The following is a 25,734-nucleotide window of genomic DNA, read 5'->3' as shown; positions in this document are numbered from 1 at the left end:
TCGTTGCGTCGTTGCGTCGTTGCGTCGTTGCGTCGTTGCGTCGTTGCGTCGTTGCGTCGTTGCATCGTTGCGTCGATATGCAACCGGTATGACTGGCAATTTACTGTGCGGTACTGCGGCGATAAAGCGGCTCGACGCGAATTGACTGGCGGAGTTTTCCGAACAATCGCTCGCGCGCCGTCAGCCGGCGCTCAGCCACGCGTTCGCGACCTCGCCGCCCAGGCCGTCGAGCGCGCCGTCATAGACGATCCGCCCGCGCCCCATGACCGCGACGCGCCGCGCGAGCCGCGGCGCGAACTGCAGCCGCTGCTCGATCAGCACGATCGCGACACCGTCGGCCTGCAGCGCGGCGAGGCACGCGCCGACTTCGTCGACGGCGAGCGGCGCGAGCCCTTCGGCCGGTTCGTCGACGATCAGCACGCGCGGGCGGCCGGCCAGCGCCCGCACCAGCGCGAGCACCTGCTGCTCGCCGCCCGACAGCCGCCCCGCTTTCACGTCCGCGCGCGCGGCCAGCAACGGAAAGCGGTCGAACAGCCGTTCGAGCGCCGTGCGTTCGGCCACGCCGCTGACGCCGCGCAGCCCGAGCCGCAGGTTGTCGCGTACCGTCAGCAGCGGAAACACGTCGCGGCTTTCGGCGACGTAAGCAACGCCGCGCCGCGCGATCTCGAACGTGCGCGCCCCCACGCATTCGGCGCCGCCGATGCGCACCGAGCCGGCCGTGCGCACGAGCCCCATCACGGCCTTCGCGAGCGTCGAGCGCCCCGAGCCGTTGCGGCCGAGCAGCGCGAGCGTCTCGCCTGGCGCCAGCGCGAGATCGACGCCGTCGAGCACGGGTTGCAGCCCGTACCATGCGCGCAGGTCGCGAATGTCGAGCAGCGCGCTCATGGGCCGCCCTCGCCCAGATAGCCGGCCCGCACGGCCGGATCGGCGCGGATCGCATCGGGCGCGCCGGTCGCGACCACCGTGCCGCGCACGAGCACCGTGATGCGTTCGGCGAAACCGAACACCGCATCCATGTCGTGTTCGATCAGCAGGACCGTGCGCCCCTGCGTCGTCGCGCGAATCAGCGCGATCATCCGCGCCGCCTGCGCGCGGCTCATCCCGGCCGTCGGCTCGTCGAGCAGCAGCGTGCGCGCGCCGCTCGCGAGTGCGATCCCGAGATCGAGCGCGCGCTGTTCCGCATAGCTCAGTTCGCCGGCCAGCGTGTCGCGGTGCGCATCGAGGCCGATGTCGTGCAGCACGCGAGCGGCCGCGAGATCGACCGACGCCGCTTCGCGCAGCCGGTTCCACCAGCGCCGCCGCTCAGCCGGCGCATGCAGCGCCGCGCAGCGCAGGTTGTCGAACACGGTCAGCCGCGCGAACGCGCTCGTCTGCTGGAAACTGCGGCCGATGCCGAGCCGGCTCGCGACGACCGGCCCGCGCCCGCGCAGCTCGACGCCGTGCAGCACGACGCGCCCGCGCGTGGGCCGCACCGCACCGGCGATCACGCCGAACAGCGTCGACTTGCCCGCGCCGTTCGGCCCGATCAGCGCATGACGCTCGCCGGCCGCGATGCTCAGTTCGACGCCGTCGAGCACCGTCTGCGCGCCGAAGCGCTGCACCACGCCGTGCAGCGCGATCGCGTTGCCGTTCATCGCCCGTCCTCCCGCTTGCCGGCCTGCCCGCCCGGCGCGAGCCGCGTGCGCCAGCCCCACAGCAGCGTGCCGATGCCGAACGCGGAGCACGCGACGGCCCAACCGGCCGGCGTATCGGCGTCGACGCTCCAGGCGCCGAACGCGAAGCCCGCGCCGTCGTCCTGCGCGAAGCGCCACGCGTAGCCGAGCTCGGCCGCGCAGACGACAGCGACGCCCCAGAACACGCACGCGCCGACCGCGCACAGCATGCGCCACCGCTCGGCCGCCGGCGCGCCGCGCCGCAACGCCTGCGCGAGCGCTTGCACGATCCCGGCGATCCCGCGCGGCGCGGCCACGACGATCGCGACGAACAGCACGCCGAGATACAGCGCCCACGCGCGCGACACGCCCGCGACGACGATGCTCAGCACCGTGAGCACGGCCGCACCGGCCGCCGGCCCGAAGAACGCGCCGGTGCCGCCGATCACGGCAGCGATCAGCACAGTCGCCGAACGCGCCATCGATACGCTGTCGGGCGTCGCGATCTCGACGTCGATCAGCGTCAGCGTGCCGGCGACGCCGGCGAAGAACGACGCGCAGGTGACCATCGCGAGCCGCACGCGGCGCGGATCGGACCCGAGCGCGGCCGCGCGCACCGGGTTGTCGCGCACCGCATTCGCGAGCCGCGCGAGCGGCGTGCGCGTCAGCGCATGCATCGCCCACGCCGACGCGAGGCACCACGCGGCGACCACCGCATACGCCTGGACGGGTGCGCCGAAATGCCAGCCGCCCCACGGCGTGCCGCTCGCGCGGTCGATCGGCACGCCGCCGATTCCGCCGAACCAGGCCGGCACGCTCCACGCGGCGGCCGCGACGCATTCGCCGAGCCCGAGCGTGATCATCGCGAACGCGGTGCCCGAGCGGCGCGTCGCGAGCAGCCCGGCGGCAAAGCCGAAACCGGCGCCGGCCACGCCGCCGACGAGCGGCAACAGCGGCAGCGGGCCGCCAAAGTGGTTGAACCAGTGCGCGGCCGCGAACGCGCCGAGGCCCGCGAACGCCGCGTGCCCGAACGACAGCAGCCCGGTCGTGCCGAGCTGCAGGTTGTACGACAGGGCGAGCACGACGAGCGCGGCCGTCTGTGCGAGATAGCCGAGCACCGCGCCATGCGGCCACAGCCACGCGGGCAGCACGACGCAGGCGGAGAACAGAGACCAGCGCATCACGCCGGCGAGCATGCGGTTACGCATCGGCACGCTCGCCGAACAGCCCGCGCGGCCGCGCGACCAGCACCGCGACGAGCAGCAGGTACGGCACCAGCGGCGCCAGCTGCGCGATCGACACCGCGGCCATGCTGTCGGGCAGCGCGATGCCCGCCCATTCCGTGAGGTCGCGCAGCGACGTGTCGCTCGCGGCCGCGAAGGTCTGCGCGAAGCCGACCGCGAGCGACGCCGCGAACGCGCCGCCGAGCGAGCCGAGCCCGCCGATCACGACGACCGCGAACACGACCGACCCGACCGTTTCGGCCAGCGCGGGTTCGATCACCGCGAGCGGCGCGCCGATCACGCCGGCCAGCGCCGCGAGCGCGGTGCCCGCGCCGAACAGCGCCGTCATCACGCGCGGCACGTCGTAGCCGAGCGCCTCGACGGCCGCGCGGTGCGTGAGCGCCGCGCGCACGACGAGCCCGATGCGCGACGCGCGCAGCAGCGCGCCGAGCGCGACCAGCATCGCCGTGGACATCCCCATCATGAACAGCCGGTAGCGCGGCAGCGCGAGGCCGAACACGGTCACGGGCGCGCCGTCGAACAGCGCCGGCACGGGCGCCGGCAGCGGCGCGAGGCCCCACACGAGTTTCGCGCCCTCGCCGATCAGGTATGCGAGGCCGAAGGTCAGCAGCAGTTCGCTCGTATGGCCGCGCGCCTGCACGCGGCGCAGCAGCATGCGTTCGCAGCCGGCGCCGAGCAGCCCGACCGCGAGCGGCGCGAGCACCAGCGCGGGCCAGAAGCCCGCGCCGGCCGCGATGCTGTAGCCGACGTACGCGCCGAGCATGTAGAAGCTCGCATGCGCGAAATTGAGCACGCCCTGCACGCTGAAGATCAGCGTGAGGCCGGCCGACAGCATGAACAGCAGCAAGCCGTAGCTGAGGCCGTTGAAGGCCTGGAGCGCGAACGCGTGCACCGCGCCGTCAGGCCGCGAGCGGCTCGAGCGCGGCGCGCAGCGCATCGGGCAGCGGCACCGGCCGGCGCGTGCCGCGATCGACGTACACGTGCACGAAGTGCCCCTGCGCGGCGGGCGTGGCGTCGCCCTGCGCGAACAGCCCGACCTCGTAGCGCACGCTCGACGTGCCGAGCTTCACGACCCGCAAGCCGGCGTCGACCGACTGCGGGAACACGAGCGGCGCGAAGTAGTTGCACTGCGTCTCGACCACGAGGCCGATCGTCTGCCCGTGCTCGACGTCGAGCACGCCGGCGCGGATCAGGTATTCGTTCACGACCGTGTCGAAGTAGCTGTAGTAGACGACGTTGTTCACGTGCCCGTAGACGTCGTTGTCCATCCAGCGGGTCGTGATCGGCAGGAAGTGGCGATAGGCGTCGCGCGGGCGTGGTTGCGGCTTGTCGGACATGGCGATGGCGGTCAGGACGAGGGAAGCGAGGTGGGCGAAGCGCAGCGGCCGCATGACACGGCGCGCCGGCGAGAAGCGGAACGCCGCGCCGCGATCGCTCGCGGCACGGCGGATGCAACGCGGCTGACGGGCCGGCCCGTCACTGCCCCGGCCGGTCGACGAATTCGAAATCGAGGCCGCGCGCCCGCATCCAGTCGGCGAGCGCGACGCCCGTGCCGGCGCGCCACGGTCGCAGCAGCGGCGGATCGACGAGCTTGTATTCGAGCAGTTCCGGCGACAGCGCGACCGTGCCCGACGCCCGCACGTGGTACGCGATGATCAGCTCGTTCTTGCGGATGAATTCGTAGACGCCGACCAGCGACACGTGCTCGGCCTTCAGCGCCGTTTCCTCGAACACCTCGCGCGCGATGCCGTCCTCGGGCGTCTCGCCGTTCTCGAGGAAGCCGGTGATCAGCGCGAACATGCCTTCGGGCCAGGCCGCGTTGCGCGCGAGCAGGATCTTGCCGTCGAGCTCGACGATCGCCGCGACGACGGGCAGCGGGTTGTTCCAGTGCACATAGCCGCAGGTGTCGTCGGGGCACGCCTGGCGAAGGCGGCCGCCTTCATGGTCGGGATCGGCGCGCTCGGTGAGCGGGCTCGCGCAGCGCGGGCAAAAGCGGTAATCGGCGGTGGTCATCGATGGGAATCTGGCAGGCGCCGGACGGCCGCCTGCCGGCTGCCCGCGCACCCGCTCGGCGCGGGAAAGGCTTCATTCTAGCGAGTTTGCCCGTGCCGCAGACGATCCGGCCCCGCCGACGTCAGGGTTGCCGCCGCCCGCGTGCGGCGGTCGCCGCGAAACCGGCGGCGCCCAGCAGCAGCGCGGCCACCGCGACCCACAGCGCGGGGGAAAACGACCCGAAGCGCGCGGCCAGCGGCGCGGCGACGAGCGGGCCGAGAATCTGCCCGACCCCGTACGACGCGGTCGCATAGCCCATCAGCCCGGCGGCCCGCTCGCCGTGCAGACGCCGCGCCTCGCGCATCGCGAACAGCGTGATCGCGGTGAACGGCAGGCCGAGCAGCGCGCTGCCGACCGAGAAACCGGCCGCGTTCGGCCACACGATCCCGGCGGCAATGCCGAGCGCCTGCGTCGCGCAGCCGGCCGCCAGCAGCAGCCGGTTGTCCCAGTGCCCGGGCAGCCGCGCGGCGGTGATCGCGCCGACGATCAGCGCCGCGCCGAACATCGGCCAGAACAGGTCGGGCCACGGCGAGCCGGCCGGCAGCGCCGCGCGCGCGATCACCGGCAGGAACGTCGCGGTGATGATGTAGCCGAAGCCCGGCATGCCGTACAGCACGACGAGCCAAGCGGCGTCCGCGCGATGGCGGTGCTTGTGCGCGTGGTGCGACGCGGTTGCGGCGGCCGCCTGCGGCGCGGCGCCGCCCGACGGCACGGCGTGCACCGGGGTGGCCGCAAACGTGCGCCAGATCACGACCGACAGCACCGCGGACAGCGCGGCGAAACCGAGCCAGCCCGACGCCGCGCGCTGGCCGGCCAGTGCGCTGCCGATCAGCCCCGTCACCACGATGCCGACGCCGGGCCCCGCATAGATCACCCCGCTCCACTCCGGCGCATGCAGGTCGGCCAACCGCCGCAGCCCCCATTGCGACACGAACACGAACGTCCACGCGCTGACGATGCCCGCGACGAAACGCACCGCGAGCCACACCGGCAGCAGGTGGCCGACGCCCATCGCGGCGGTAAGCAGCACGGTGGCCACGAGCCCGACGCGCACCATGCGCGCGGGCGCCACCCGCAGCGCCGCGCAACTGACCGCGCCGACGAAGTAGCCCGCGTAGTTCGCCGACGCGAGCCAGCCGCCGGCCTTCAGGCCGATCGAGCCGTCCGCGAGCATCAGCGGCAACAAGGGCGTGAACGCAAAGCGGCCGACGCCGAGCACGACCGCGAGGCCGACCATGCAGGCCAGCGCGGCCGTGCGGGCGCGGCGGTCGGCATCATCGACGGAAGGCGCGCCGGCGACGGCGGTCGGGGCATCGGAGCGGGACATGGCGGCAAGGGCCGGCGTTCAACGCGCCGGCCGGATCGGAAATCGGAATGCTTCCATCCTAGCTTGACCAAACGTTCTCGAAAAATGAATAATTGAGAATCCAATCATCGCTCGGAGAGAATCATGGACCTGGCGGCGCTGGCGATTTTCCGGGCCGTGGTGCGCGAGAACGGCGTGACGCGCGCGGCGGCCAAGCTCAATCGCGTGCAGTCGAACGTCACGACGCGCATCAAGCAGCTCGAGGAGGAACTCGGCGCGGCGCTGTTCGTGCGCGACGGCCGCCGGCTCGTGCTGACGCCGGCCGGGCACACGCTGCTGCCGTATGCGGAGCGCCTGCTCGCGCTCGCCGACGAGGCACGCGACGCCATACTCGAGGACACGCCGCGCGGGCGGCTGCGGCTCGGCACGATGGAAAGCACGGCCGCGAGCCGCCTGCCGACCGTGCTCGCGCGCTATCACCATGCGTGGCCCGACGTGTCGCTGGAGCTGCTGACGGGCACGACGGGCTGGCTGATCGACCGCGTGCGCGACTTCGAGATCGACGCCGCGCTGTTCGCCCGCCCGCCCGCGCCGGAGACGCTCCCCGACACGTTCGAGACGGTGCCGATCTTCCGCGAGGACCTGGTGCTGCTCACGCCGCGCGGCCACCCGCCGGTGCGCACGCCGCGCGACGTGATCCTGCCGACGCTGATCGCGTTCGAGCGCGGCTGCACGTATCGCAAGTACGTCGAGCAGTGGTACGCGGGGCACGGCGTCAAGCCGGCGCGCGTGCTCGAACTCGGGTCGTATCACGCGATCGTCGCGTGCGTCGCGGCGGGTGCCGGCATCGCGGTCGCGCCGCGTTCGGTGCTCGACCTGCAGCCCGAGACCGGCAACATCACCGCGCATGCGATCCCCGAACTGGAAGGCATCGACACGCTGCTCGCGTGGCGGCAGGGTTATGCATCGGCGGCGTTGGCCGCGTTGCGCGATGTGCTCACCGAGGCCGCACGGCAGGCGGATGGTGCGGCGAAGCCGCCGGTCACCGTGCCGGCCTGAATCGCCGGGCGGCGGCCGGCACGCATCGTTCCGGCGTACCAACAAAAAGACCCGACCGGCTGATGCCGATCGGGTCTTTTTCAGTTCACGCGATGCCGCCACGAGACGGCATCACATCGGTCGTGACGATCAGAGCCGCGCTTCGACCCAGCCCTTCACGCCGGCCAGCGCGCCCGGCAGGTTCGCCGGCTCGGTGCCGCCTGCCTGCGCCATGTCCGGACGGCCGCCGCCCTTGCCGCCGACCTGCTGCGCGACGAAGTTCACGAGCTCGCCGGCCTTGACCTTCTTGCTCGCGTCGGGCGTGACACCCGCGATCAGGCTGACCTTGCCGCCTTCGACGGCGGCCAGCACGATCGCCGCGCTCTTCAGCTTGTCCTTCAGCTTGTCGACCGTTTCGCGCAGCGTCTTCGCGTCGGCGCCGTCGAGCGTCGCGGCCAGCACGAACACGCCGCCGATTTCGACCGCCTGCTGCGCGAGCTCGTCGCCCTGGCTCGACGCCAGCTTCGACTTCAGCGCACCCAGCTCCTTCTCGAGCGACTTCACCTGGTCCTGCACCTGCGCGATACGCTGCGTGAGCTCCGACGGCTGCGCCTTCAGCGCGGCCGCGGCTTCGTTCACGCGCGCGTCGAGTTCCTGCACGTAGCGCACCGCGTTGTCGCCGGTGATCGCCTCGACGCGGCGGATGCCGGCCGCGACGCCGCCTTCGACGACGATCTTGAAGAAGCCGATGTCGCCGGTACGGTGCACGTGCGTGCCGCCGCACAGCTCGCGCGAGAAACCGAGGTCGAGCACGCGCACTTCATCGCCGTACTTCTCGCCGAACAGCGCCATCGCGCCGCCCTTCACCGCTTCGTCGTACGGCATCACGCGCACGATGCCCGGCGCGTTCGCGAGGATCTCGTTGTTGACGATCTGCTCGACGCGACGGATTTCGTCGTCGGTCATCGGTGCGTTGTGCGCGAAGTCGAAGCGGGTCTTTTCCGCGTCGACCAGCGAACCCTTCTGCTGCACGTGGGCGCCGAGCACTTCGCGCAGCGCCTTGTGCATCAGGTGGGTGGCCGAGTGGTTGCGCTGCGTGCGGGCGCGGCGATGCGCGTCGATTTCCGCGCGCAGCACGTCGCCGACCTTCAGCGTGCCCTGCTCCAGCGTGCCGTGGTGACCGATCACGTCGGCCTGCACCTTCAGCGTGTCGGCTACCGCGAAGCGCGTCGCGGCGTTCGCGAGCACGCCCTGGTCGCCGACCTGGCCGCCCGATTCCGCGTAGAACGGCGTGTGGTCGAGCACGACGACCGCGTCCTGGCCCGTCTTCACTTCGTTGACCGACGAACCGTCGACGTACAGCGCGACGACCTTCGCGTCGTCGAACGCGATTTCTTCATAACCGTGGAAGGTGGTCTTCGCGCCCGTGTATTCGAGGCCCTGCGCGGCCTTGAACTTGCCGGCCGCACGCGCCTGCTCGCGCTGGCGCGCCATCGCGTCGTCGAACGCCGGCTCGTCGACCGTCATCCCGCGCTCGCGGCACACGTCGGCCGTGAGGTCGAGCGGGAAGCCGTAGGTGTCGTGCAGCTTGAACGCAAGTTCGCCGTCGAGCACCTTGCCGCCCTTCGCCTCGACGTCGGCCAGCGCGGCTTCGAGGATCGACATGCCGTGCTCGATCGTCTCGAAGAAGCGCTCTTCTTCCTGGCGCAGCACGTCGGTCACGCGCTGTTCGGCTTCCTTCAGCTCCGGATAGGCCGTGCCCATCTCGGCGACGAGGTCGGCCACCAGCTTGTGGAAGAACGAGCCCTTGCGGCCGAGCTTGTAGCCGTGGCGGATCGCGCGGCGCACGATCCGGCGCAGCACGTAGCCGCGGCCTTCGTTGCCGGGAATCACGCCGTCGACGATCAGGAACGAGCACGCGCGGATGTGATCGGCGATCACCTTCAGCGAGTTGTTCGTGAGGTCGCTGATGTCGGTCACGCGCGCGGCGGCCTTGATCAGGTTCTGGAACAGGTCGATCTCGTAGTTGCTGTGCACGTGCTGCAGCACCGCGGCGAGACGCTCGAGGCCCATGCCGGTGTCGACCGACTGCTTCGGCAGGCGCGTCATGTTGCCCTGCGCGTCGCGGTTGAACTGCATGAACACGAGGTTCCAGATCTCGATGTAGCGGTCGCCGTCTTCCTCAGGCGACCCCGGCGGGCCGCCCCACACGTCCGGGCCGTGGTCGTAGAAGATTTCGGTGCACGGGCCGCACGGGCCGGTGTCGCCCATCGTCCAGAAGTTGTCCGACGCGTAGCGCGCGCCCTTGTTGTCGCCGATGCGGATGATGCGCTCGGTCGGCACGCCGACTTCCTTCGCCCAGATGTCGTACGCCTCGTCGTCTTCCTGGTAGACCGTGACCCACAGCTTCTCCTTCGGCAGCTGGTAGACCGTGGTCAGCAGTTCCCACGCGAACTTGATCGCGTCGTGCTTGAAGTAGTCGCCGAACGAGAAGTTGCCGAGCATCTCGAAGAACGTGTGGTGGCGCGCCGTGTAGCCGACGTTCTCGAGGTCGTTGTGCTTGCCGCCCGCGCGCACGCTGCGCTGCGCCGTCGTGGCGCGCGAGTACGGACGCGGGTCCGTGCCGAGGAACACGTCCTTGAACTGGACCATGCCCGAGTTCGTGAACATCAGCGTGGGGTCGTTACCGGGCACGAGGCTCGACGAGCGGACGATCGTGTGGCCCTTCGATTCGAAGAATTTGAGGAATTTCTCGCGGATTTCGGCAGCTTTCATGGCGTGCGGGGAGTGTCTGGCTGAGACGGCTTCAAACGCCGGCCGTCCTCGCGGACGCACGGCGGCAGTTATCGTAAACGATCGATTATACGATACAGACCGGCGCCCCAGCCGGCGCGGCCGTACGGGCGGCCCGCCTCCGCGGACGAGCGCGCCGGGCCACTGCCGCAGCCGATTCGCCTTAAGATGCTCGGCATGCCAACCGGCCCTGCCCGACCAGGCGAGCCATGAAAGGAGACGATTCGACGATGGGTGCCCTGAGCCATATCCGCGTGCTGGACCTCACCCGCGTGCTCGCGGGCCCGTGGTGCGCGCAGACGCTTGCCGATTTCGGCGCGGACGTGATCAAGGTCGAGCGCCCGGGCGCCGGCGACGACACGCGCCACTGGGGGCCGCCGTACCTGAAGGACGCGGACGGCGCGGATACCGCCGAGGCCGCGTACTACCTCGCGGCGAACCGCAACAAGCGCTCGGTGACGGTCGACATCGCGACGCCCGAAGGCCAGCAGATCGTGCGCGAGCTCGCCGCGCAGAGCGACGTCGTGCTCGAGAACTACAAGGTCGGCCAGCTGAAGAAATACGGGCTCGACTACGATTCGCTGCGCGCGGTGAAGCCCGACCTCGTCTACTGCTCGGTCACCGGGTTCGGCCAGACCGGCCCGTACGCGCACCGCGCGGGCTACGACTTCATCATCCAGGGGATCGGCGGCTTCATGAGCATCACCGGCGAGCGCGACGGCGAGCCGGGCGGCGGCCCGCAGAAGGCCGGCGTCGCGATCGCCGACCTCGCGACCGGCCTCTACTCGACGATCGCGGTGCTCGCCGCGCTCGCGCACCGCGACCGGACCGGCGAAGGCCAGTACATCGACATGGCGCTGCTCGACGTGCAGGTCGCGCTGCTCGCGAACATGAACACCAACTTCCTCGCGAGCGGCAAGCCGCCGGTGCGCTGGGGCAACGCGCATCCGAACATCGTGCCGTACCAGACGTTCCAGACGCGCGACGGCTGGATCATCGTCGCGGTCGGCAACGACGGGCAGTTCCGCAAGTTCGTCGAGGCCGGCGGCCGGCCCGAGCTGGCGGACGACGAGCGTTTCGCGACGAACCCGTCGCGCGTGCGCCATCGCGACACGCTGGTGCCGATCCTCGCGGAAATGGTGAAGGCGCGCGACAAGGCCGACTGGATCGGTGCGCTCGAAGCAGCCGGCGTGCCGTGCGGCCCGATCAACGATCTCGACGAGGTGTTCGACAACGAGCAGGTGGTCGCGCGCGGGATGCAGGTGTCGCTGCCGCACCCGTGCGGCGCGGACGCGAAGCTCGTGCGCAACCCGATCCGGATGAGCGCGACGCCGCCCGAAGCACGCACGGCCCCGCCGCTGCTCGGCGCGCAGACCGACGACGTGCTGCGCGACATGCTCGGCTACGACGACGCGAAGATCGCCGCGCTGCGGGCGAAACAGGCGATCTGAACGCGGCAGGTGGTGCGGGTGCGGACGGCCGGCGTGGCAGCGGCCTCCACCGCCGCCCCGCCCCGCGCGATCAATCGAGCGGTGAATCGATCTTTCAATCGCGATTGGCGAGCGCGTCGAGCCAGCCGCGCGCTTCGGGCCAGTCGCCGAGCCCGCTGTCCGCGTTGATGTGGCCGCGCGGGCCGATGTCGTGGAAGGCGCTGCCCCATGCATTCGCGCAGGTTCGGGCGAACGCGAGCGAGCCATACGGATCGTCGCTGCTGGCGACGACGCAGGTCGGAAACGGCAGCCGTTCATACGGCACCGGCCCGAAGCCGTGCGCGTCGGCCGGAAACGCGGGACCGTCGGGATCGGGCAACGCGACGAGGAGCGCGCCGCGCACTTTGGCGAGCGCGGCCGGGCGCGCATAGCGCGTCGCCCACCACGCAGTGGTCAGCGTACCGAGGCTATGGCCAGCAATCAGCACCGGCCCGCGCGCGGCCTCAACCGCGCGATCGAGCGCGAGACACCAGCCGTTGCGGAACGCGCGGTCCCAGTCGGGCATCGCGACGCGCGAGAAGCGTGCATCGGCACGCTCCCAGCGGCTCTGCCAGTGAAGCGGGCCCGAATTGGCGTAGCCCGGCAGGACGAGAACGGGGAATCGGCTCATGGAAAGTGCGTCGACGGGTGAAATCGTTATGGTGCGTCGGCGCAGTGTCGCACACCCGTTCCTCCCTGATGCTGCCTGTCTGATACCGGAAGGATGTGCGTGGGGTCGGGACGCGTCGAGCGCAGCGTCGCGACCGGACGTCGAGCCGCCGTGCAGGCGGCTCGCGTCATGTCATCGGTCAGCGCACGTTCGCGCCGACGATACCGCCTGCCGCGGCGCCGGCGACCGTGCCGAGCGGGCCGCCCGTGACCAGGTAGCCGAGCGCGCCGCCGGCGGCTGCGCCGATACCGGCATTGCGCTGCGTATGCGTCATGGCGCACGCGCCGAGTTGCGACAGGGCCGCGACGATCACGGCGGTACGAACGATAAACGTGGTCTTCTTCATCATGATTTTTTTGTCCTCCCGCCGCGCGGCATCCCGAACGGCGGCATTGATTTGGTGAAGCCATCATAGGCAACGCCAAACGGCACGGGCAATCCGATTTACGTCGTGTTACAGCCGACACAATATCGAGATAATCGGTCGAAACCCGCCCCCGTCATGCCGCAAGCCGCGCGGGACGGACCCCGGTCAGGTAGAATCACAGGATTAAACCGGCGCGACGCGCCGACACAACCTGACGCCATCCGCATGAGCACCGAACGCAACGACGCCCCCGCGGCTTCCAATTTCATCCGCAACATCATCGACGACGACAACCGCACCGGCAAATGGGGCGGCCGCGTCGAGACGCGCTTTCCGCCCGAGCCGAACGGCTATCTGCACATCGGCCATGCCAAGAGCATCTGCCTGAACTTCAGCGTCGCGCGCGACTACGGTGGCGTGTGCCACCTGCGCTTCGACGATACGAACCCGGAAAAGGAAAGCGTCGAGTACGTCGACTCGATCGTCGACGCGGTGCGCTGGCTCGGCTTCGACTGGCGCAAGGACGCGGTCGATCACCAGTACTTCGCGAGCGACTACTACGACAAGCTGTACGAGTTCGCCGAGTTGCTGATCCAGCGCGGCAAGGCCTATGTCGACAGCCAGAGCGCCGATGAAATGCGCGCGAACCGCGGCTCGCTGACGGAAGGCGGCAAGCCGTCGCCGTTCCGCGATCGCACGCCGGCAGAAAACCTCGACCTGTTCCGCCGCATGAAGGCCGGCGAGTTCAAGGAAGGCGAGCACGTGCTGCGCGCGAAGATCGACATGGCTTCGCCGAACATGAACATGCGCGACCCGGTGATCTACCGGATCCGCTACGCGCACCACTACCGCACCGGCGACGCATGGTGCGTGTATCCGATGTACGACTACACGCACTGCATCTCGGATGCGCTCGAAGGCATCACGCATTCGCTGTGCACGCTCGAATTCGAGGATCACCGCCCGCTGTACGACTGGGTGCTGAACGAACTCGCGGAAGCCGGCATGTTCACGCGCCCGCTGCCGCAACAGATCGAATTCTCGCGACTGAACCTCACGTACGCGATCACCAGCAAGCGCAAGCTGCTGCAGCTCGTGACCGAAGGCCACGTCGACGGCTGGGACGACCCGCGGATGCCGACGATCGTCGGCGTGCGCCGCCGCGGCTTCACGCCGGAGAGCATCCACCTGTTCTGCGAGCGGATCGGCGTGACGAAGATCGACTCGTGGATCGACATGAGCATCTTCGAAGGCGCGCTGCGCGACGACCTCGACGACAAGGCAGCGCGTACCGTCGCCGTGCTCGATCCGCTGAAGCTCGTGATCGACAACTACCCGGAAGACCTCGAGGAAGCGTGCACGGCGCCCGTGCACCCGCACCACCCGGATCGCGGCGTGCGCACGTTCCCGATCTCGCGCGAGCTGTGGATCGAGCGCGAGGACTTCGTCGAGAACCCGCCGAAGGGCTATTTCCGCCTGTTCCCGGGCAACAAGGTGCGCCTGCGCTACGGCTACGTGATCGAATGCACGGGCTTCGACAAGGACGCCGACGGCAACGTGACGGCCGTGCACTGCAACTACTTCCCGGACAGCAAGTCGGGCACCGAAGGCGCGAACACGTACAAGGTCAAGGGCAACATCCACTGGGTGAGCGCGAAGCATGCGCAGCCGGCCGAAGTGCGGATCTACGACCGCCTGTTCAAGGAGCCGCATCCGGACGCGGGCGGCGCGAACTTCCTCGAGGCGCTGAATCCCGACTCGAAGAAGATCGTGCAGGCCTACATCGAACCGGGCAATGACGACATCGCACCGGAGACGCGCCTGCAGTTCGAGCGTCACGGCTACTTCGTCGCCGATCGGGTCGATTCGAAGCCGGGCAAGCCGGTGTTCAACCGGATCGTCGGGCTGCGCGACAGCTGGGGCAAGCCGGCTTGACTGTTGGTCGGGCGCAGGGCCGAACGCACGCGCCCGGTCAGATCGTCATTCGCGGTCAACGGCTGCACCGATGCGTAGCCCGATTGACCGATCGTCGGGGCAGCCTTCCCCGGACTCCATGTCAGGAACCGTTACCGTGGCATATTCGCTTCAGGCCATTGTCGCCAGATCCGGCGCGTTTTCGTCCGCGCCATTGCCGCAAGGGCTGCACGTCGTTCGCCTGCGCGGTGACATCGACATGATCCCGCTCCACACTGCATTCCGGAAGGCTCACGACATCCCGTTCTGTCCGTTTACGGACGGCGACGGTACGGTGCTGCCGCCCGCACTTCTATCGCTGTGCCAACAATTGAGTGTGCAATTTGCACTCGCCTATATCGAAGCCGAATTCTTTGGCGGCAGCGGCTGCCAGGCACATGTGCTCTTTTCGGATGGCCGTGTGGCTAGCCCGCTCGTCGTGTCGGACCATGCGATCAACGAAGCGCTTCGCTATCTCGGCGTCGCCAAAGGCGAGGCGCGCGATGAATTCGAAGCGATCGGGCTCGACCAGCATCGCGACACGGACCGATGGACCATCGTGACCCATTGACGACGAATTGGATGAACGAAAAAACCGGCTTTCGCCGGTTTTTTTATGCATGCCGAGGTCACGGACCCATCAACCGCCGATGCAAGTCCGCGAGCGACAGCTTCGTGCGAAACAGCCGCGCGAGGCTGCGGCTCGCATACGCGTCGATGTCGGCGGGCACGGTCCAGCGATACGCATCCATCTCGGGAATCATCGAGCCGTCGCGGCGGCTCGGAAACAGCGACATGCACGTACAGTGCGCGAGATCGACTTCGTCGTCGGCCACGCGCACCGCGAACAGGTGCAGATCCTTGTCGTGCCGGTACGCGAAGCGGCCAAGATCGAGCAGCCGCTCGGCGCCGATCACGATGCCGGTTTCCTCGAGCAGTTCACGCAGCGCCGCGTCGGCCGGCGTCTCGCCCGGCTCGCCCTGCCCCTTCGGGATGTCCCAGTGCGTGGTGTCCGTTGCGTGCGCGAGGAACACGCGGCCGGCCGCATCGAGGATCACGACGCCGCACGACACCGTGCGCGGCGCGGCGCCCCGCTTCATCACGCGCGTGCTCAGCGCTTCTGCAGCTGCCACTTGCCCGCGGCCGTCTTGCAATAGACGGGCTTGAGCGTCATCGTCTGGCCCTTCGCGGTGATTTCGGTCGCGATTTCGCGGCAGGTCTTGCCGTCCGTCTCGGTCGTGCTCGGCGTGAGCTTCGCATCGATCTGCGTGCCGCGGCCGCTGCTCTGCCACGTCGTGGTCTCGCCGTCCTTGCCTTCGTCGCGCACCTGCACGACCGCCTTCGACAGCGACGCGCGGTCGGTCTTGCTGAAATAGCTGATCGGCGTGTCGTTCAGGAAGTTCAGGTTGTTCTGTGCATGGGCGGGCAGCATCGCGGCTGCGCACGCGGCGCCGGCCAGCACGCGCGTGACGACGGAAAGGGATGCACGCATCGACATGTTTTTTCTCCTTGGATGTTCGATCGAACGGCGTGGTGCATACCGGCGAACCGGGGGCCGGCCATCCGGTACGCACCACGCCCGTCAGCGAGCGAGCATAGCATGCGTGCTGTAATGCATGCCTCTACGGCTTGGCCGGTGCGGCCGTTTGCTGATATCCGTCAGTCAGCGTGCCGAGGAACGCGATCACGTCCTTGATCTCGGCCGCGTTCAGCGCCGGCTGGTCGCCGCGCTTGCGGTCGAACGGCGGCTCGCGGTTGATGTTCGGCCAGTAGCGCTTCGGCAAATCGTCGTAGATCTGCACCTTGCCGTGCACGACCGGATAGAACTTCTCCGGATGGATGTCGCGTTCGACGTAGAAGCGCATCACGTCCTCCAGCGAGTGATACACGCCGTTGTGGAAGAACGTCTTGCGCAGCGCGACGTTGCGCAGCGACGGCGTGCGGAACAACCCGCAGAATTCGTCGCGGCCCTTCAGGTCGGTGCGCTCGGGGCCGCAGGCGCCGAGATCGTAGAAGCGCGGGTCGCGATTGACGGGCAGCGCGCGGTTGCGCGGCACCGCGACCGCGATCAGCCCGAAATCGCTGAACTGCGGCGGGCCGCCTTCGAGCGTGCGCTGGCTCACGTGGCAACTCGCGCAGTTGCCCTTCTTCTCGTCGTTGAACAACTGCAGCCCGCGCAACTCCGTGGGCGTGAGCTGCGCATGGCCGGCCAGGTACGCGTCGTACTTGCTCGTGTACGGATCGAACAGCGCCGGCTGTTGCTGGAAGGCGTCGAGCGCGCGCAGCACCGCGTCGAAGGTCGCCTGGTCGTCGCCGAGCACGTGAGCGCCGAACGCGTTGCGGAACGCGTCCGCATAAGGTGCGGCGCGAACCGCCTGCGCGACCCTCGCCGGCGAACTGCTCATCTCGAATGGCGACGTGAGCGGAATGCGCGCCTGCGCATCGCGCGTATCGACGCGGCCGTCCCAGGTCAGCCCGCCGGTCGGACCCGCGTCGATGCTTTCGTCACCTTCGTCCGGCGAATCGTGGAAGTGCTCGCTGAACGGCGGGATGCCGCGCAGGTACTTCAGCGACGGCACCGCGCGAAAGCCCGTGCGGTGCATGTCGTCGCCGCCGAGCTGCACCGACAGCGCGTTCGGCGGCCCGAACGCATGCTCGGCGCTATGGCACGACGCGCACGCGAGCTTGCCGGAGCCCGACAGCGAAGGATCGAAGAACAGCTGCTTGCCGAGCGCCGTCATCTGCTTGACGCCCTCGAATACCTGCGCGCGCGTCTGCGGCTGGCTGGCCGGCGCGACCGCGGGAGCGGCCGGGGCCGCTTGCGCCGCCGGCACGACGGACGCGGCCGACGTAGTCGCGCCGGGCCGCGCATCGCAGCCGGCGAGCGCCGCGAGCCCGGCGGCCAGCGCCAGCGCGGCCGCGGCAGGGGTCAACGATCGCGCGAACGCGAGGGGTTTCAGAAGGCTGTGCATCGTCGTTCTTCTTGTAGCGGTGGGCAATCGGCCGGAGCTTATGTCAGTTCCATGACCGTTGCATGACGTTCCACCGACAGTCAATTGAAAGCGGCCCTACACCCGCCTGTCAAATCGGTTCCAGATAATGCGCGCAACCGGTCGGTGCCTCGCAGTGCCCGCACCGGCCGTACATCAACCCGGTTCCCACACGCGACAACCGACGAAAGAGAGAACATCGCATGAAGAAGCACGCCTGGATTCGCTATACGCCGATCGCCCTCGCGGCCGCGCTCAGCCTGACCGCCTGCGGCGGCGACGATGTCACGCAGCAAGGCCTGTCGGCCGTCAAGAACGTTGTCGTGATCTATGCGGAAAACCGCAGCTTCGACAACCTGTATGGCAACTTCCCCGGCGCGAACGGCCTGCAGAACGCAACGGCCGCGAACTCGGTGCAAAAGGATCGCGACGGCTCGACGATGGCGACGCTGCCGAAGATCTGGGGCGGCCTGACCGCGACCGGCATCACGCCGGCGGTGACCGAGGCGATGACGGCAAACCTGCCGAACACGCCGTTCGCGATCGACGATCCGAAAGGCTTCAACCAGTCGATGAGCATCGCGACGCGCGACATCGTGCATCGCTTCTACCAGGACCAGATGCAGATCAACGGCGGCAAGAACGACATGTATGCCGCGTGGACCGATGCGGGCGGCCTGACGATGGGCCACTACACCGCCGATCCGTCGAAGCTGCCGCTGTGGAAGGTCGCGCAGCAGTACGTGCTGGCCGACAACTTCTTCATGGGTGCGTTCGGCGGCTCGTTCCTGAACCACCAGTACCTGATCTGCGCGTGCGCGCCGTTCTATGCGAACGCTGACAAGAGCCCGGCGGCCGGCAAGATCGCCGTGCTGAACGCCGACGGCAAGTCGCTGAAGGTCGCGACGAACTCGCCGGCCTCCGCGCTGAGCGGCCCGCCGAAGTTCGTCAACGACGGTGCGCTGACGCCCGACTTCTACGGCATCAACACGATGCAGCCGGCGTATCAGCCGAGCGGCAACAAGGCGGCTACGGGCGGCGACCCGCTGCTCGCCGACCCGGCCAATCCGTCGACGATGCCGCCGCAGACGGCGACCAACATCGGCGACCTGATGACCAACGCGGGCGTGTCGTGGGCGTGGTACAGCGGCGCGTGGGGCCAGGCGCTGCAGGCGAGCCAGAACGGCACGTCGAACGTGATCTACGGTGCCGACCTGTCGACGCCGAACTTCCAGCCGCACCACCAGCCGTTCAACTACTTCGCGAACCAGGCGCCGGGCACCGCAAGCCGCGCGCAGCACCTGCTCGACGGCGGCGCGAACGGCGCCGAGTTCATCAAGGCGATCGATGCGGGCACGCTGCCGCAGGTCACGTTCTACAAGCCGCAGGGCAACCTGAACGAGCACCCGGGCTACACGGACGTCACGTCGGGCGACCAGCACATCGCCGACGTGATCGCGCACCTGCAGGCAAGCCCGCAGTGGAAGAACATGGTCGTGGTCGTCACGTACGACGAAAACGGCGGCTTCTGGGATCATGCCGCGCCGCCGAATGCCGACCGCTGGGGCCCGGGCACCCGCATCCCGGCGCTGATCGTGTCGCCGTACGCGAAGAAGGGCTTCGTCGACCATACGCAGTACGACACGGGTTCGATCCTGCGCTTCATCACGCGCCGCTTCTCGCTGCCGCGCCTCGCGGGCCTGCAACAGCGCGACGACGCGCTGAAGGCCAACGGCGGGCAGCCGATGGGCGACCTGACGAACGCGCTGCAACTGTCGCCGAACCTGTAACGGGTTGGCGGCACTGCAATGAACCGGCCGGCGCGATGCCGGCCACCTCATGACACAGGGCGGCTTCGGCCGCCCTGTGTCATGGCGCAAACGCACCCATGCGAACATCGGCACGTGCGCGTCGCATCACCCGCCGTGCTTCAGCCCGGCGGTATCGAGTGCGATGGCCAGGATCATCGCGCGCGCATTCGGCGGCGTCGGGCGCCCACTCGGGCGGAACACGTCGTCCCCGCACGCGATCCGCGCGCCCGACAGCACGCAGACACCGGCTTGCCGCGCACGCCCCGGTTTCCAGTGCTGCTCGCCGAAATGCGCACGCCCCGGCTCGACCCAGCGCACCACCAGCAGCTGCGCCGAGCGCTCGAGCACCTGGACGTGCGGGCGAACCGTCGACACGCGCGGACGGTCGAGCGCCGCCGCCAGGATCATCGCTTTCGATTCGAATGGCGCCCGCCCGCGCGGGCTGAACACGGCGTCGCCGCAGACGATCTTCTCGCCGGACAGCGCGCAGCGGCCCGAGCGCAGCGCACACGCCGGCGCCCAGCGCTGTTCCGCGCCGCCCGGCGCGAGCCAGCGCACGATCAGCATCTCGTCCGAATACGCGAGCACCTGCACACGCGCATTCATCCTGCACCACGCATCGGGCAGCGCTTCGCCAGCGCACGCGCAGCGCCGCGCGTGCTACCACCCATACTTCAGCTCGACGCCGACATAGTCGGCGTTGTGCCCGCCCGCCTGGCGGATCGCATCGCCGACCTGGAAATGCACGGCCTCGATCGCACCGATCAGGTTCGCGGCGATCGTCCAGTCCGCGCGCAGCTGCACGTACATCCCGGTCCACAACCCGCCCTTGCCCGCCGTGCCCGGCACCGGGATGTTCGGCTGCTGATAGACGGCGTCGCCGGTCGTCTCGCGCCACTGGAAGCCGAGCGCACCGAGCAGCGACAGGTTCGCCGACGGCTTCAGCGTCACGGACGGCTTCACGTGAATCAGGTTCGCGTAACTCGTATAGCCAGCCAGCGTGAAGTAATAGCCGTTCGGAAACAGCGGGTTGAAGGTGCTCACACGGCCGTCGTGCGGATGCCGGTCGCCCGACGCCGCGTCGACCTGCAGCGCGATGCGCGGCGACCACGGCGCATCGAGCTTGTAGCCGGCGATCGACCCCACGGCCCACGCCCCGATCGTCGCGTTGCCGACCGTGCCGGTCTGCAGCATCGTTTCGAGATCCCAATCGAAGCGCCCCAGCGTGCCCGTGTAGCGCACGTCCCACACGTCGCGATGCTCGGGACCGCTCGCGTCGAGGAACCGTGCGTTGTTGCGGTTGTAGCGCGACCAGTAGCCGGACAGGTCGCCCGGCCCGACCGACTGCCGCTCGAAGCGCACGCCGCTGAACGTGAGGTCGCGATTCGACACGTCGTCGAAATCGGACGCGTTGCGGTTCTGCACCGGCTGGGTCGCATAGCCGATGAAGCGCCATTTCTGGTACTCGTAAACGGCCCAGACCGCATCGAACGCCTGCCGTACGTTCGGGCCGTCGCGCGTGGCGATGAACCGCTGCAAGTCGAACGCCATCTCCTGCCGGCCGACGCGGAACTTGAACGTGCCGCCGCCGAGCGCGCCCGTGTAGGTCGCGAACGCCTGCTCGAGATCGAGCGGGTTCTTGTCGACCGGCGACACGGTGTTCTTGCCGAACGCGCGGGCGTCCTGCAACTGCACGAAGAACTGCCAGTGCTGGCCGAGATGCGCATCGGCATGCACTTCGATGCGCTGGATCAGGTACGTATCCGATTGCGCGGAACCGATGCCGAACAGCGGCGCGTCATTGGTCTCGAGACGCTCGCGCAGGTTCACGCCGAGCGACAGATAGGAGGCCGGATCGTTGCCGAGCGGAAGATATTTCAGGCCGTCGAGGGGTGCGCGAGGCACGCACGGATTCGCGAGCACCGACCAGTCCTCCTGCCAGCGGTTGAACAGCACCACGGGGCGCTTGGCCGTGCAGGTCGATGCGGCAGCGGCGGTTGGCGTTGCCGATGACGCGGCCGGCGCCGGCTCCTGCACCGGCGTGGAAGCCGGCGTCGATGCCGGCGCCGTTTGCGCGCATGCCGCGTCGGCGCCCGCGAACAGCAGCCCCGCGACGATCGACGCGCGCGCGGCCCGTGCGGCGTGCTGGCCGTGATGTCTCCCCCCTCCCCGCTCGATCATGCGCGCTCCTGTGTGGTCGTCCCCGCCGTTTGTGCCGCGCACAGGGCAAGCGTCGCGAGCGCGCCGACCGGCGCGAGCAGCGCGAAAAACCCGACGAAGCGGAACCCGAGCGCGCCGCATGCGGCACCGAGCGCGAACGCCACGATCGCCGGCAGCATCTTGCCGAAGCGCGCCCGCGCCGCCGCGCGCGCGGCCTCGGCCGTGCCGGCGGAAAGCATGTCGACGACGTCGAGGATCGCCTGCGTCACGTTGCCGGTCATCACCGTGTTCGGCACGCCGCCGGCGCGCGCAATCACGCGCGGATGCGCGTTCTGCACGCCCATCGCGAACGTGCCGACGATGCCGGCCACGAGTGCCGGCAGGCTGTCGGGCTGCGTGACGGGCGTCGCCCATACGCCGGCCGCGCAGAAGCCGAGCAGCAGCACGGCCTGCACCGCATGCAGCGTGCGCGTGCCCTGCCAGGCGGGCCGCCCGGACATCGACCGCGCGATCAGGCTGCTCGCGATCACGCCGCAGACGAACGCGGGAAACACGCTGAGCTTCAGCACGACACCCTGGCCGAAGCCCGCGATGCCCGCGCCGATCAGCACGAAGTTGCCGGTCACGTGCGCGGTGAACAGCCCGAACAGCGCGACGAAGCTCAGCGTGTCGACGAAGCCGGCCACCGCGGCAAGGATCGTGTCCTCGTGCTTCATCGCGCGGCGCTCGCGTGGATCTCGGCGACGTAGCCGCCCGGGAACTGCACGAGCGCCGCGTCACGGCCGTCCGACGTGAACGGCGGCACGAGCACGGTCACGCCGGCTGCCTTGGCCTTCTCCAGCGTCGCGGCGAGATCGTGCACTTCGTAACCGGTCATTTCGCGGCCGAACGGGTAAGGCAGGTGGCCGTCGGTCACGAGCACGGTCATCTTGCCGAAGCCCGATTCGATGCGAATGCGGCGATACGTGTCGTTCGGCCGGCCGATCTCGATGCCCGGCGCCTTGAGGGTGTCGGATACCACCTTGCCGTTCGAGAACTTCACGAAATCGTGTACCAGCTTGCGCACGCTTTCCGGCGATACGTACACGCGATTCTCGGGCACCGTCTCCAGCGCGTCGTAGCGCGGCGCTTCGGTATGCCAATAGAGTTGCATGTTCAGGACGCCGGCCCAGCGGATGATCGCGTCGCGGCCGATCGGATCGGGGAACGTGTCGACGATCACGTCCGCGCCGTGTGCGCGTGCCGTCTTCATCGCGACGTCCATGTCGGTGACGAGATAACCGGTGCGCTCCGCGCAGAACGGATACGGGATCGGTGTCTTGAAGCCGAACACCGAGACCGTGCCGACCGGCGTGAGCACCAGTTGCGACATCGTCTGGCTCGGCGTGGGCGTGACCTGGAACACGCCCTGCTTCGACTTCTTGCCGCCGAACGTCGCGACGAAGCTGTCGGTGAAGCGGTCGAAGTCTTCCGGCGCCACGCACACGTGCGTCGTGTCGTATTGCGGGCCGACGGCCACCGTCGGCGTGGCCGCCGGCGGCACCGGCGGCTTCGCGAACGCCACCGGTGCGACGGCAAGACCGCCCGCGAACAGCGCGGCGAGCAGCACGGAACGAATGGATTTCATCACGGGATTCCCTGGTTGTTTCATTGTCATCGGATGGAGCGGCCGTCATCGGCCGGTTGCCGTGCATCGCCGAGCACGGTCGCAAGCACGAGGGCCGCGATCAGCCCAAGATGCTCGAAAAAGCTGTTGAGTGCCATGAAATGTTCGGCACCCGAGCGGTTCCAGAAATCGTTCGCCACGACCATCGCGACCAGCGTCAGCATGCCGAGCGCGCCGGCGCCGAGCCACGTGAAGCGGCGAAACACCACGCACAACGAGCCGACGATCTCGACCACGATCGCCAGCGCCGCCCACAGCGCGGCCGGCTGCAGGCCGAAATGCGCCTGCTCGGCCACCGCATCGCCGAAGTGCATCGCCTTGTTGACGCCGCCGATGAGGAACGCGGAAACGAGCGCCAGACGCGCGAGCGGCAGGACCCACGGCTGCGACAGCAGCGCGCGGATCCATGCCGGGTTGCCATGGGCAGTGCGCGCCGTCATGTCAGACCGCCCAGCACGAGCAGCCGAATGCGCCCCAGAAGCCCTTCGCGTCCGAGGTCGGCAGCGCGCGGCTCCATGCGCTGGCATGCGCATGGCCGTGCAGGCCGCACGCACTCGCGCAACCGCACATCGCCGCGGCAGCCGCCGCGCGCTGCAGCGGTGCGCCGTCGCGCTGCGTCGCGCCCCAGCCACCGTAGCCGCCGTAGGCGCGCACCGGCGACCAGTCCGGCATCGCCGGCGGAATCGGCGCGTCGTGCGACGCGAACGGCCCCGCCCCCCACACGATCCGGCCGCCCACCACCGTCAGCAGCGCCGTCGTATCGACGATATCGTCCTCCGCGCACGTGAAGAAATCGCGATCCGGGACCATCAGGTCGGCCAGTTGCCCGACCGCGATGCGCCCTTTCTTGCCCTCTTCGTTCGAGAACCACGTCACGTACTCGGTCCACATCCGCAGCGCGGTCTCGCGATCGAGCAGGTTGCGCTGCGGATACAGGCGCATCCCGCCCACCGTCTTGCCCGTCACCAGCCATGCGAGCGACACCCACGGGTTGTACGACGCCACCCGCGTCGCGTCGGTGCCGGCCGACACCTTGAGGCCTTTCGACAGCATCTTCGCGACCGGCGGCGTCGCTTCGGCCGCCTGCGCGCCGTAGCGCTCGACGAAGTACTCGCCCTGGTACGCCATCCGGTGCTGCACCGCGATGCCGCCGCCCAGCGCCGCGATCCGGTCCATCGACTTCTCGGAGATCGTTTCCGCGTGATCGAAAAACCAGTTCAGCCCCTCGAGCGGAATGTCCTGGTTGACCTTCTCGAACACGTCGAGCGCGCGGCTGATCGTTTCATCGTAGGTCGCATGCATGCGCCACGGCCAGCGGTTTTGCGCGAGCACGCGCACGACGCCTTCGAGATCGTCTTCCATCTGCGCCGGCAGGTCCGGGCGCGCGACGCGGAAATCCTCGAAGTCGGCGGCCGAGAACACCAGCATCTCGCCTGCGCCGTTGTGACGGAAGTAATCGGTGCCGTCGTGGTACTTGCTGCTCTTCGTCCAGTTGACGAAGTCTTCCTTCTCCGCGTTCGGCTTCTGCGTGAACAGGTTGTAGGCGATCCGGATCGTCATCTCGCCCGCGTCATGCAGCTTGCGGATCACCTCGTAATCGTCGGGGTAATTCTGCGAGCCGCCGCCTGCGTCGATCACGCCCGTCACGCCGAGCCGGTTCAGCTCGCGCATGAAGTGGCGCGTCGAGTTGTACTGATATTCGAACGGCAGCTTCGGGCCTTTTGCGAGCGTCGCATAGAGGATCGTCGCGTTCGGGTTCGCGAGCAGCAGGCCCGTCGGATTGCCCGCGGCGTCGCGCAGGATCGTGCCGCCCGGCGGCTCGGGCGTGTCCTTCGTATAACCCACGACACGCAGCGCGGCCGCGTTCAGCAGCGCACGGTCGTACAAATGCAGGATGAACACCGGCGTATCGGGCGCGACCGCGTTGAGCTCGTCGATCGTCGGCAGGCGCTTCTCGGCGAACTGGTGTTCGGTGAAGCCGCCGACCACGCGCACCCACTGCGGCGCCGGCGTGATCGCAACCTGCTGCTTGAGCATCTCCATCGCGACCGCGAGCGAGCGTACGCCGTCCCAGCGCAGCTCCATGTTGTAGTTCAGGCCGCCACGGATCACGTGGCAATGGTTGTCGGTCAGGCCCGGCAGCGCCGGGCGGCAGCCGAGGTCGACCACCTTCGTCGCACGGCCCGCGAGCGGCATGACCTCCGCGTCGCTGCCGACCGCGACGAAGCGGCCGTCCTTGATCGCGACCGCAGTGGCAACGGGGTTCGCACGGTCGAGCGTCGTGATGCGTCCGTTGTGCAGGATAAGATCCGGTTGATTATCAGTTGCACTCATTAATATGTCCTCGATGCGGTCAGAAGCCGAGCCAGTGGCGGATGGAGCCGATGGCCTGCGAGCCGATCAGCATGCCGGCGAGGCCGATCAGCGCAATGAGCGGCGGCGCCGGCGAGCGCACCTTGATCACGCTGTACACGACGCCGATCAGCACGCCTGCCGCCAGCGACAATAGATAAGATTCCATAACGATTATTCTCCCCGGCCGGATTAGAATGAGCCGCATCGC

At 68.9% G+C, this 25,734-nt stretch carries 25 protein-coding genes; 5 read left to right on the top strand and 20 right to left on the bottom strand.

Annotation, left to right across the window (positions count from 1 at the left end; genetic code table 11):
• Window positions 1-180: 180 nt before the first annotated feature.
• The 7 genes from CFB45_RS07755 to CFB45_RS07725 all read right to left on the bottom strand — a co-directional run bounded on the left by CFB45_RS07755 (window position 181) and on the right by CFB45_RS07725 (window position 6,275).
• Entirely contained in the window at window positions 181-885 is a 705-nt protein-coding gene (locus tag CFB45_RS07755) for an ABC transporter ATP-binding protein (protein WP_089425158.1), read from the bottom strand.
• Window positions 882-1,634, bottom strand: a complete 753-nt coding sequence (locus CFB45_RS07750; RefSeq protein WP_089425157.1) for an ABC transporter ATP-binding protein — start codon at window positions 1,632-1,634, stop codon at window positions 882-884. The genes CFB45_RS07755 and CFB45_RS07750 overlap by 4 nt, the downstream gene beginning before the upstream one ends.
• Complete coding sequence (locus CFB45_RS07745; RefSeq protein ID WP_089425156.1) at window positions 1,631-2,860, bottom strand: branched-chain amino acid ABC transporter permease; 1,230 nt, start codon at window positions 2,858-2,860, stop codon at window positions 1,631-1,633. The genes CFB45_RS07750 and CFB45_RS07745 overlap by 4 nt, the downstream gene beginning before the upstream one ends.
• Complete coding sequence (locus tag CFB45_RS07740) at window positions 2,853-3,788, bottom strand: branched-chain amino acid ABC transporter permease (protein ID WP_089425895.1); 936 nt, start codon at window positions 3,786-3,788, stop codon at window positions 2,853-2,855. The genes CFB45_RS07745 and CFB45_RS07740 overlap by 8 nt, the downstream gene beginning before the upstream one ends.
• 7 nt (window positions 3,789-3,795) lie before the next feature.
• Window positions 3,796-4,233, bottom strand: coding sequence for an acyl-CoA thioesterase (locus CFB45_RS07735; RefSeq protein WP_089425894.1), 438 nt, complete (start codon window positions 4,231-4,233; stop codon window positions 3,796-3,798).
• A 139-nt stretch (window positions 4,234-4,372) separates the two neighbouring features.
• Entirely contained in the window at window positions 4,373-4,909 is a 537-nt protein-coding gene (locus CFB45_RS07730) for an NUDIX domain-containing protein (RefSeq protein WP_089425155.1), read from the bottom strand.
• A 121-nt stretch (window positions 4,910-5,030) separates the two neighbouring features.
• A complete protein-coding gene (locus CFB45_RS07725; protein ID WP_089425154.1) occupies window positions 5,031-6,275 on the bottom strand; it encodes a YbfB/YjiJ family MFS transporter in 1,245 nt (414 codons plus the stop codon).
• A 123-nt stretch (window positions 6,276-6,398) separates the two neighbouring features.
• On the opposite strand from CFB45_RS07725, the gene CFB45_RS07720 reads away from it, so the two are divergent.
• Window positions 6,399-7,313 (top strand): LysR family transcriptional regulator, encoded by a 915-nt coding sequence (locus CFB45_RS07720; protein ID WP_089425153.1) that lies wholly within the window; start codon window positions 6,399-6,401, stop codon window positions 7,311-7,313.
• Window positions 7,314-7,442: 129 nt separating this feature from the next.
• On the opposite strand, the gene alaS is transcribed toward CFB45_RS07720, so the two are convergent.
• On the bottom strand, window positions 7,443-10,067 hold the full coding sequence (alaS, locus tag CFB45_RS07715; protein WP_089425152.1) for an alanine--tRNA ligase: 2,625 nt from the start codon (window positions 10,065-10,067) through the stop codon (window positions 7,443-7,445).
• A gap of 248 nt (window positions 10,068-10,315) precedes the next feature.
• On the opposite strand from alaS, the gene CFB45_RS07710 reads away from it, so the two are divergent.
• Window positions 10,316-11,536 (top strand): CaiB/BaiF CoA transferase family protein, encoded by a 1,221-nt coding sequence (locus tag CFB45_RS07710; RefSeq protein ID WP_089425151.1) that lies wholly within the window; start codon window positions 10,316-10,318, stop codon window positions 11,534-11,536.
• Between the two features lie 94 nt (window positions 11,537-11,630).
• Here the strand turns inward: CFB45_RS07710 and CFB45_RS07705 are convergent, their stop codons facing one another.
• Window positions 11,631-12,185 (bottom strand): RBBP9/YdeN family alpha/beta hydrolase, encoded by a 555-nt coding sequence (locus tag CFB45_RS07705; protein ID WP_089425150.1) that lies wholly within the window; start codon window positions 12,183-12,185, stop codon window positions 11,631-11,633.
• A 178-nt stretch (window positions 12,186-12,363) separates the two neighbouring features.
• Window positions 12,364-12,573 carry an ornithine acetyltransferase gene (locus CFB45_RS07700; protein WP_011351716.1) on the bottom strand — a complete coding sequence of 70 codons (210 nt, stop codon included), beginning with the start codon at window positions 12,571-12,573 and terminating at the stop codon, window positions 12,364-12,366.
• A 243-nt stretch (window positions 12,574-12,816) separates the two neighbouring features.
• Between CFB45_RS07700 and CFB45_RS07695 the strand changes: the two genes are divergently transcribed.
• Together CFB45_RS07695 and CFB45_RS07690 are read left to right on the top strand one after the other, a co-directional pair.
• Window positions 12,817-14,526, top strand: a complete 1,710-nt coding sequence (locus tag CFB45_RS07695; RefSeq protein WP_089425149.1) for a glutamine--tRNA ligase/YqeY domain fusion protein — start codon at window positions 12,817-12,819, stop codon at window positions 14,524-14,526.
• Between the two features lie 136 nt (window positions 14,527-14,662).
• The gene (locus CFB45_RS07690; protein WP_144025185.1) at window positions 14,663-15,115 is read left to right on the top strand and encodes a hypothetical protein; all 453 of its coding nucleotides are present in this window, start codon (window positions 14,663-14,665) and stop codon (window positions 15,113-15,115) included.
• Window positions 15,116-15,173: 58 nt separating this feature from the next.
• Here the strand turns inward: CFB45_RS07690 and CFB45_RS07685 are convergent, their stop codons facing one another.
• From CFB45_RS07685 to CFB45_RS07675, 3 genes are all read right to left on the bottom strand, one after another.
• Window positions 15,174-15,644, bottom strand: coding sequence for an NUDIX hydrolase (locus CFB45_RS07685; RefSeq protein WP_089425893.1), 471 nt, complete (start codon window positions 15,642-15,644; stop codon window positions 15,174-15,176).
• Between the two features lie 11 nt (window positions 15,645-15,655).
• Window positions 15,656-16,042 (bottom strand): hypothetical protein, encoded by a 387-nt coding sequence (locus tag CFB45_RS07680; protein ID WP_089425147.1) that lies wholly within the window; start codon window positions 16,040-16,042, stop codon window positions 15,656-15,658.
• A 124-nt stretch (window positions 16,043-16,166) separates the two neighbouring features.
• Window positions 16,167-17,516, bottom strand: coding sequence for a cytochrome-c peroxidase (locus CFB45_RS07675; RefSeq protein WP_089425146.1), 1,350 nt, complete (start codon window positions 17,514-17,516; stop codon window positions 16,167-16,169).
• A gap of 221 nt (window positions 17,517-17,737) precedes the next feature.
• Here CFB45_RS07675 and CFB45_RS07670 point away from each other — a divergent pair, with 221 nt between their 5' ends.
• Window positions 17,738-19,324 carry an acid phosphatase gene (locus tag CFB45_RS07670; protein ID WP_179255047.1) on the top strand — a complete coding sequence of 529 codons (1,587 nt, stop codon included), beginning with the start codon at window positions 17,738-17,740 and terminating at the stop codon, window positions 19,322-19,324.
• Window positions 19,325-19,450: 126 nt separating this feature from the next.
• On the opposite strand, the gene CFB45_RS39365 is transcribed toward CFB45_RS07670, so the two are convergent.
• From CFB45_RS39365 to CFB45_RS07635, 7 genes are all read right to left on the bottom strand, one after another.
• A complete protein-coding gene (locus tag CFB45_RS39365) occupies window positions 19,451-19,912 on the bottom strand; it encodes a DUF3331 domain-containing protein (protein ID WP_373558410.1) in 462 nt (153 codons plus the stop codon).
• Between the two features lie 93 nt (window positions 19,913-20,005).
• Window positions 20,006-21,526, bottom strand: a complete 1,521-nt coding sequence (locus CFB45_RS07660; RefSeq protein WP_089425143.1) for an alginate export family protein — start codon at window positions 21,524-21,526, stop codon at window positions 20,006-20,008.
• Complete coding sequence (locus tag CFB45_RS07655) at window positions 21,523-22,221, bottom strand: YoaK family protein (RefSeq protein WP_089425142.1); 699 nt, start codon at window positions 22,219-22,221, stop codon at window positions 21,523-21,525. The genes CFB45_RS07660 and CFB45_RS07655 overlap by 4 nt, the downstream gene beginning before the upstream one ends.
• Window positions 22,218-23,132, bottom strand: a complete 915-nt coding sequence (locus CFB45_RS07650; protein ID WP_089425141.1) for a glyoxalase — start codon at window positions 23,130-23,132, stop codon at window positions 22,218-22,220. The genes CFB45_RS07655 and CFB45_RS07650 overlap by 4 nt, the downstream gene beginning before the upstream one ends.
• Window positions 23,133-23,158: 26 nt before the next feature.
• Window positions 23,159-23,611 carry a DoxX family protein gene (locus CFB45_RS07645; protein ID WP_089425140.1) on the bottom strand — a complete coding sequence of 151 codons (453 nt, stop codon included), beginning with the start codon at window positions 23,609-23,611 and terminating at the stop codon, window positions 23,159-23,161.
• Window position 23,612: 1 nt separating this feature from the next.
• Window positions 23,613-25,505, bottom strand: a complete 1,893-nt coding sequence (locus CFB45_RS07640) for an amidohydrolase (protein WP_089425139.1) — start codon at window positions 25,503-25,505, stop codon at window positions 23,613-23,615.
• Between the two features lie 19 nt (window positions 25,506-25,524).
• Window positions 25,525-25,692, bottom strand: coding sequence for a DUF1427 family protein (locus CFB45_RS07635; RefSeq protein ID WP_089425138.1), 168 nt, complete (start codon window positions 25,690-25,692; stop codon window positions 25,525-25,527).
• Window positions 25,693-25,734 lie beyond the last annotated feature (42 nt).

Origin of the sequence: Burkholderia sp. HI2500 (assembly GCF_002223055.1) — a bacterium.
GTDB lineage: Bacteria > Pseudomonadota > Gammaproteobacteria > Burkholderiales > Burkholderiaceae > Burkholderia.
This window is presented reverse-complemented; position numbering and strand designations above follow the sequence as displayed.

Coding starts and splice junctions, on each gene's coding strand:
- CFB45_RS07755 (WP_089425158.1), bottom strand. CDS start 885: ATGAGCGCGCTGCTCGACATTCGCGACCTGCGCGCATGGTACGGGCTG.
- CFB45_RS07750 (WP_089425157.1), bottom strand. CDS start 1,634: ATGAACGGCAACGCGATCGCGCTGCACGGCGTGGTGCAGCGCTTCGGC.
- CFB45_RS07745 (WP_089425156.1), bottom strand. CDS start 2,860: ATGCGTAACCGCATGCTCGCCGGCGTGATGCGCTGGTCTCTGTTCTCC.
- CFB45_RS07735 (WP_089425894.1), bottom strand. CDS start 4,233: ATGTCCGACAAGCCGCAACCACGCCCGCGCGACGCCTATCGCCACTTC.
- CFB45_RS07730 (WP_089425155.1), bottom strand. CDS start 4,909: ATGACCACCGCCGATTACCGCTTTTGCCCGCGCTGCGCGAGCCCGCTC.
- CFB45_RS07725 (WP_089425154.1), bottom strand. CDS start 6,275: ATGTCCCGCTCCGATGCCCCGACCGCCGTCGCCGGCGCGCCTTCCGTC.
- CFB45_RS07720 (WP_089425153.1), top strand. CDS start 6,399: ATGGACCTGGCGGCGCTGGCGATTTTCCGGGCCGTGGTGCGCGAGAAC.
- alaS (WP_089425152.1), bottom strand. CDS start 10,067: ATGAAAGCTGCCGAAATCCGCGAGAAATTCCTCAAATTCTTCGAATCG.
- CFB45_RS07710 (WP_089425151.1), top strand. CDS start 10,316: ATGGGTGCCCTGAGCCATATCCGCGTGCTGGACCTCACCCGCGTGCTC.
- CFB45_RS07705 (WP_089425150.1), bottom strand. CDS start 12,185: ATGAGCCGATTCCCCGTTCTCGTCCTGCCGGGCTACGCCAATTCGGGC.
- CFB45_RS07700 (WP_011351716.1), bottom strand. CDS start 12,573: ATGATGAAGAAGACCACGTTTATCGTTCGTACCGCCGTGATCGTCGCG.
- CFB45_RS07695 (WP_089425149.1), top strand. CDS start 12,817: ATGAGCACCGAACGCAACGACGCCCCCGCGGCTTCCAATTTCATCCGC.
- CFB45_RS07685 (WP_089425893.1), bottom strand. CDS start 15,644: ATGAAGCGGGGCGCCGCGCCGCGCACGGTGTCGTGCGGCGTCGTGATC.
- CFB45_RS07680 (WP_089425147.1), bottom strand. CDS start 16,042: ATGTCGATGCGTGCATCCCTTTCCGTCGTCACGCGCGTGCTGGCCGGC.
- CFB45_RS07675 (WP_089425146.1), bottom strand. CDS start 17,516: ATGCACAGCCTTCTGAAACCCCTCGCGTTCGCGCGATCGTTGACCCCT.
- CFB45_RS07670 (WP_179255047.1), top strand. CDS start 17,738: ATGAAGAAGCACGCCTGGATTCGCTATACGCCGATCGCCCTCGCGGCC.
- CFB45_RS39365 (WP_373558410.1), bottom strand. CDS start 19,912: ATGCTGATCGTGCGCTGGCTCGCGCCGGGCGGCGCGGAACAGCGCTGG.
- CFB45_RS07660 (WP_089425143.1), bottom strand. CDS start 21,526: ATGATCGAGCGGGGAGGGGGGAGACATCACGGCCAGCACGCCGCACGG.
- CFB45_RS07655 (WP_089425142.1), bottom strand. CDS start 22,221: ATGAAGCACGAGGACACGATCCTTGCCGCGGTGGCCGGCTTCGTCGAC.
- CFB45_RS07650 (WP_089425141.1), bottom strand. CDS start 23,132: ATGAAATCCATTCGTTCCGTGCTGCTCGCCGCGCTGTTCGCGGGCGGT.
- CFB45_RS07645 (WP_089425140.1), bottom strand. CDS start 23,611: ATGACGGCGCGCACTGCCCATGGCAACCCGGCATGGATCCGCGCGCTG.
- CFB45_RS07640 (WP_089425139.1), bottom strand. CDS start 25,505: ATGAGTGCAACTGATAATCAACCGGATCTTATCCTGCACAACGGACGC.
- CFB45_RS07635 (WP_089425138.1), bottom strand. CDS start 25,692: ATGGAATCTTATCTATTGTCGCTGGCGGCAGGCGTGCTGATCGGCGTC.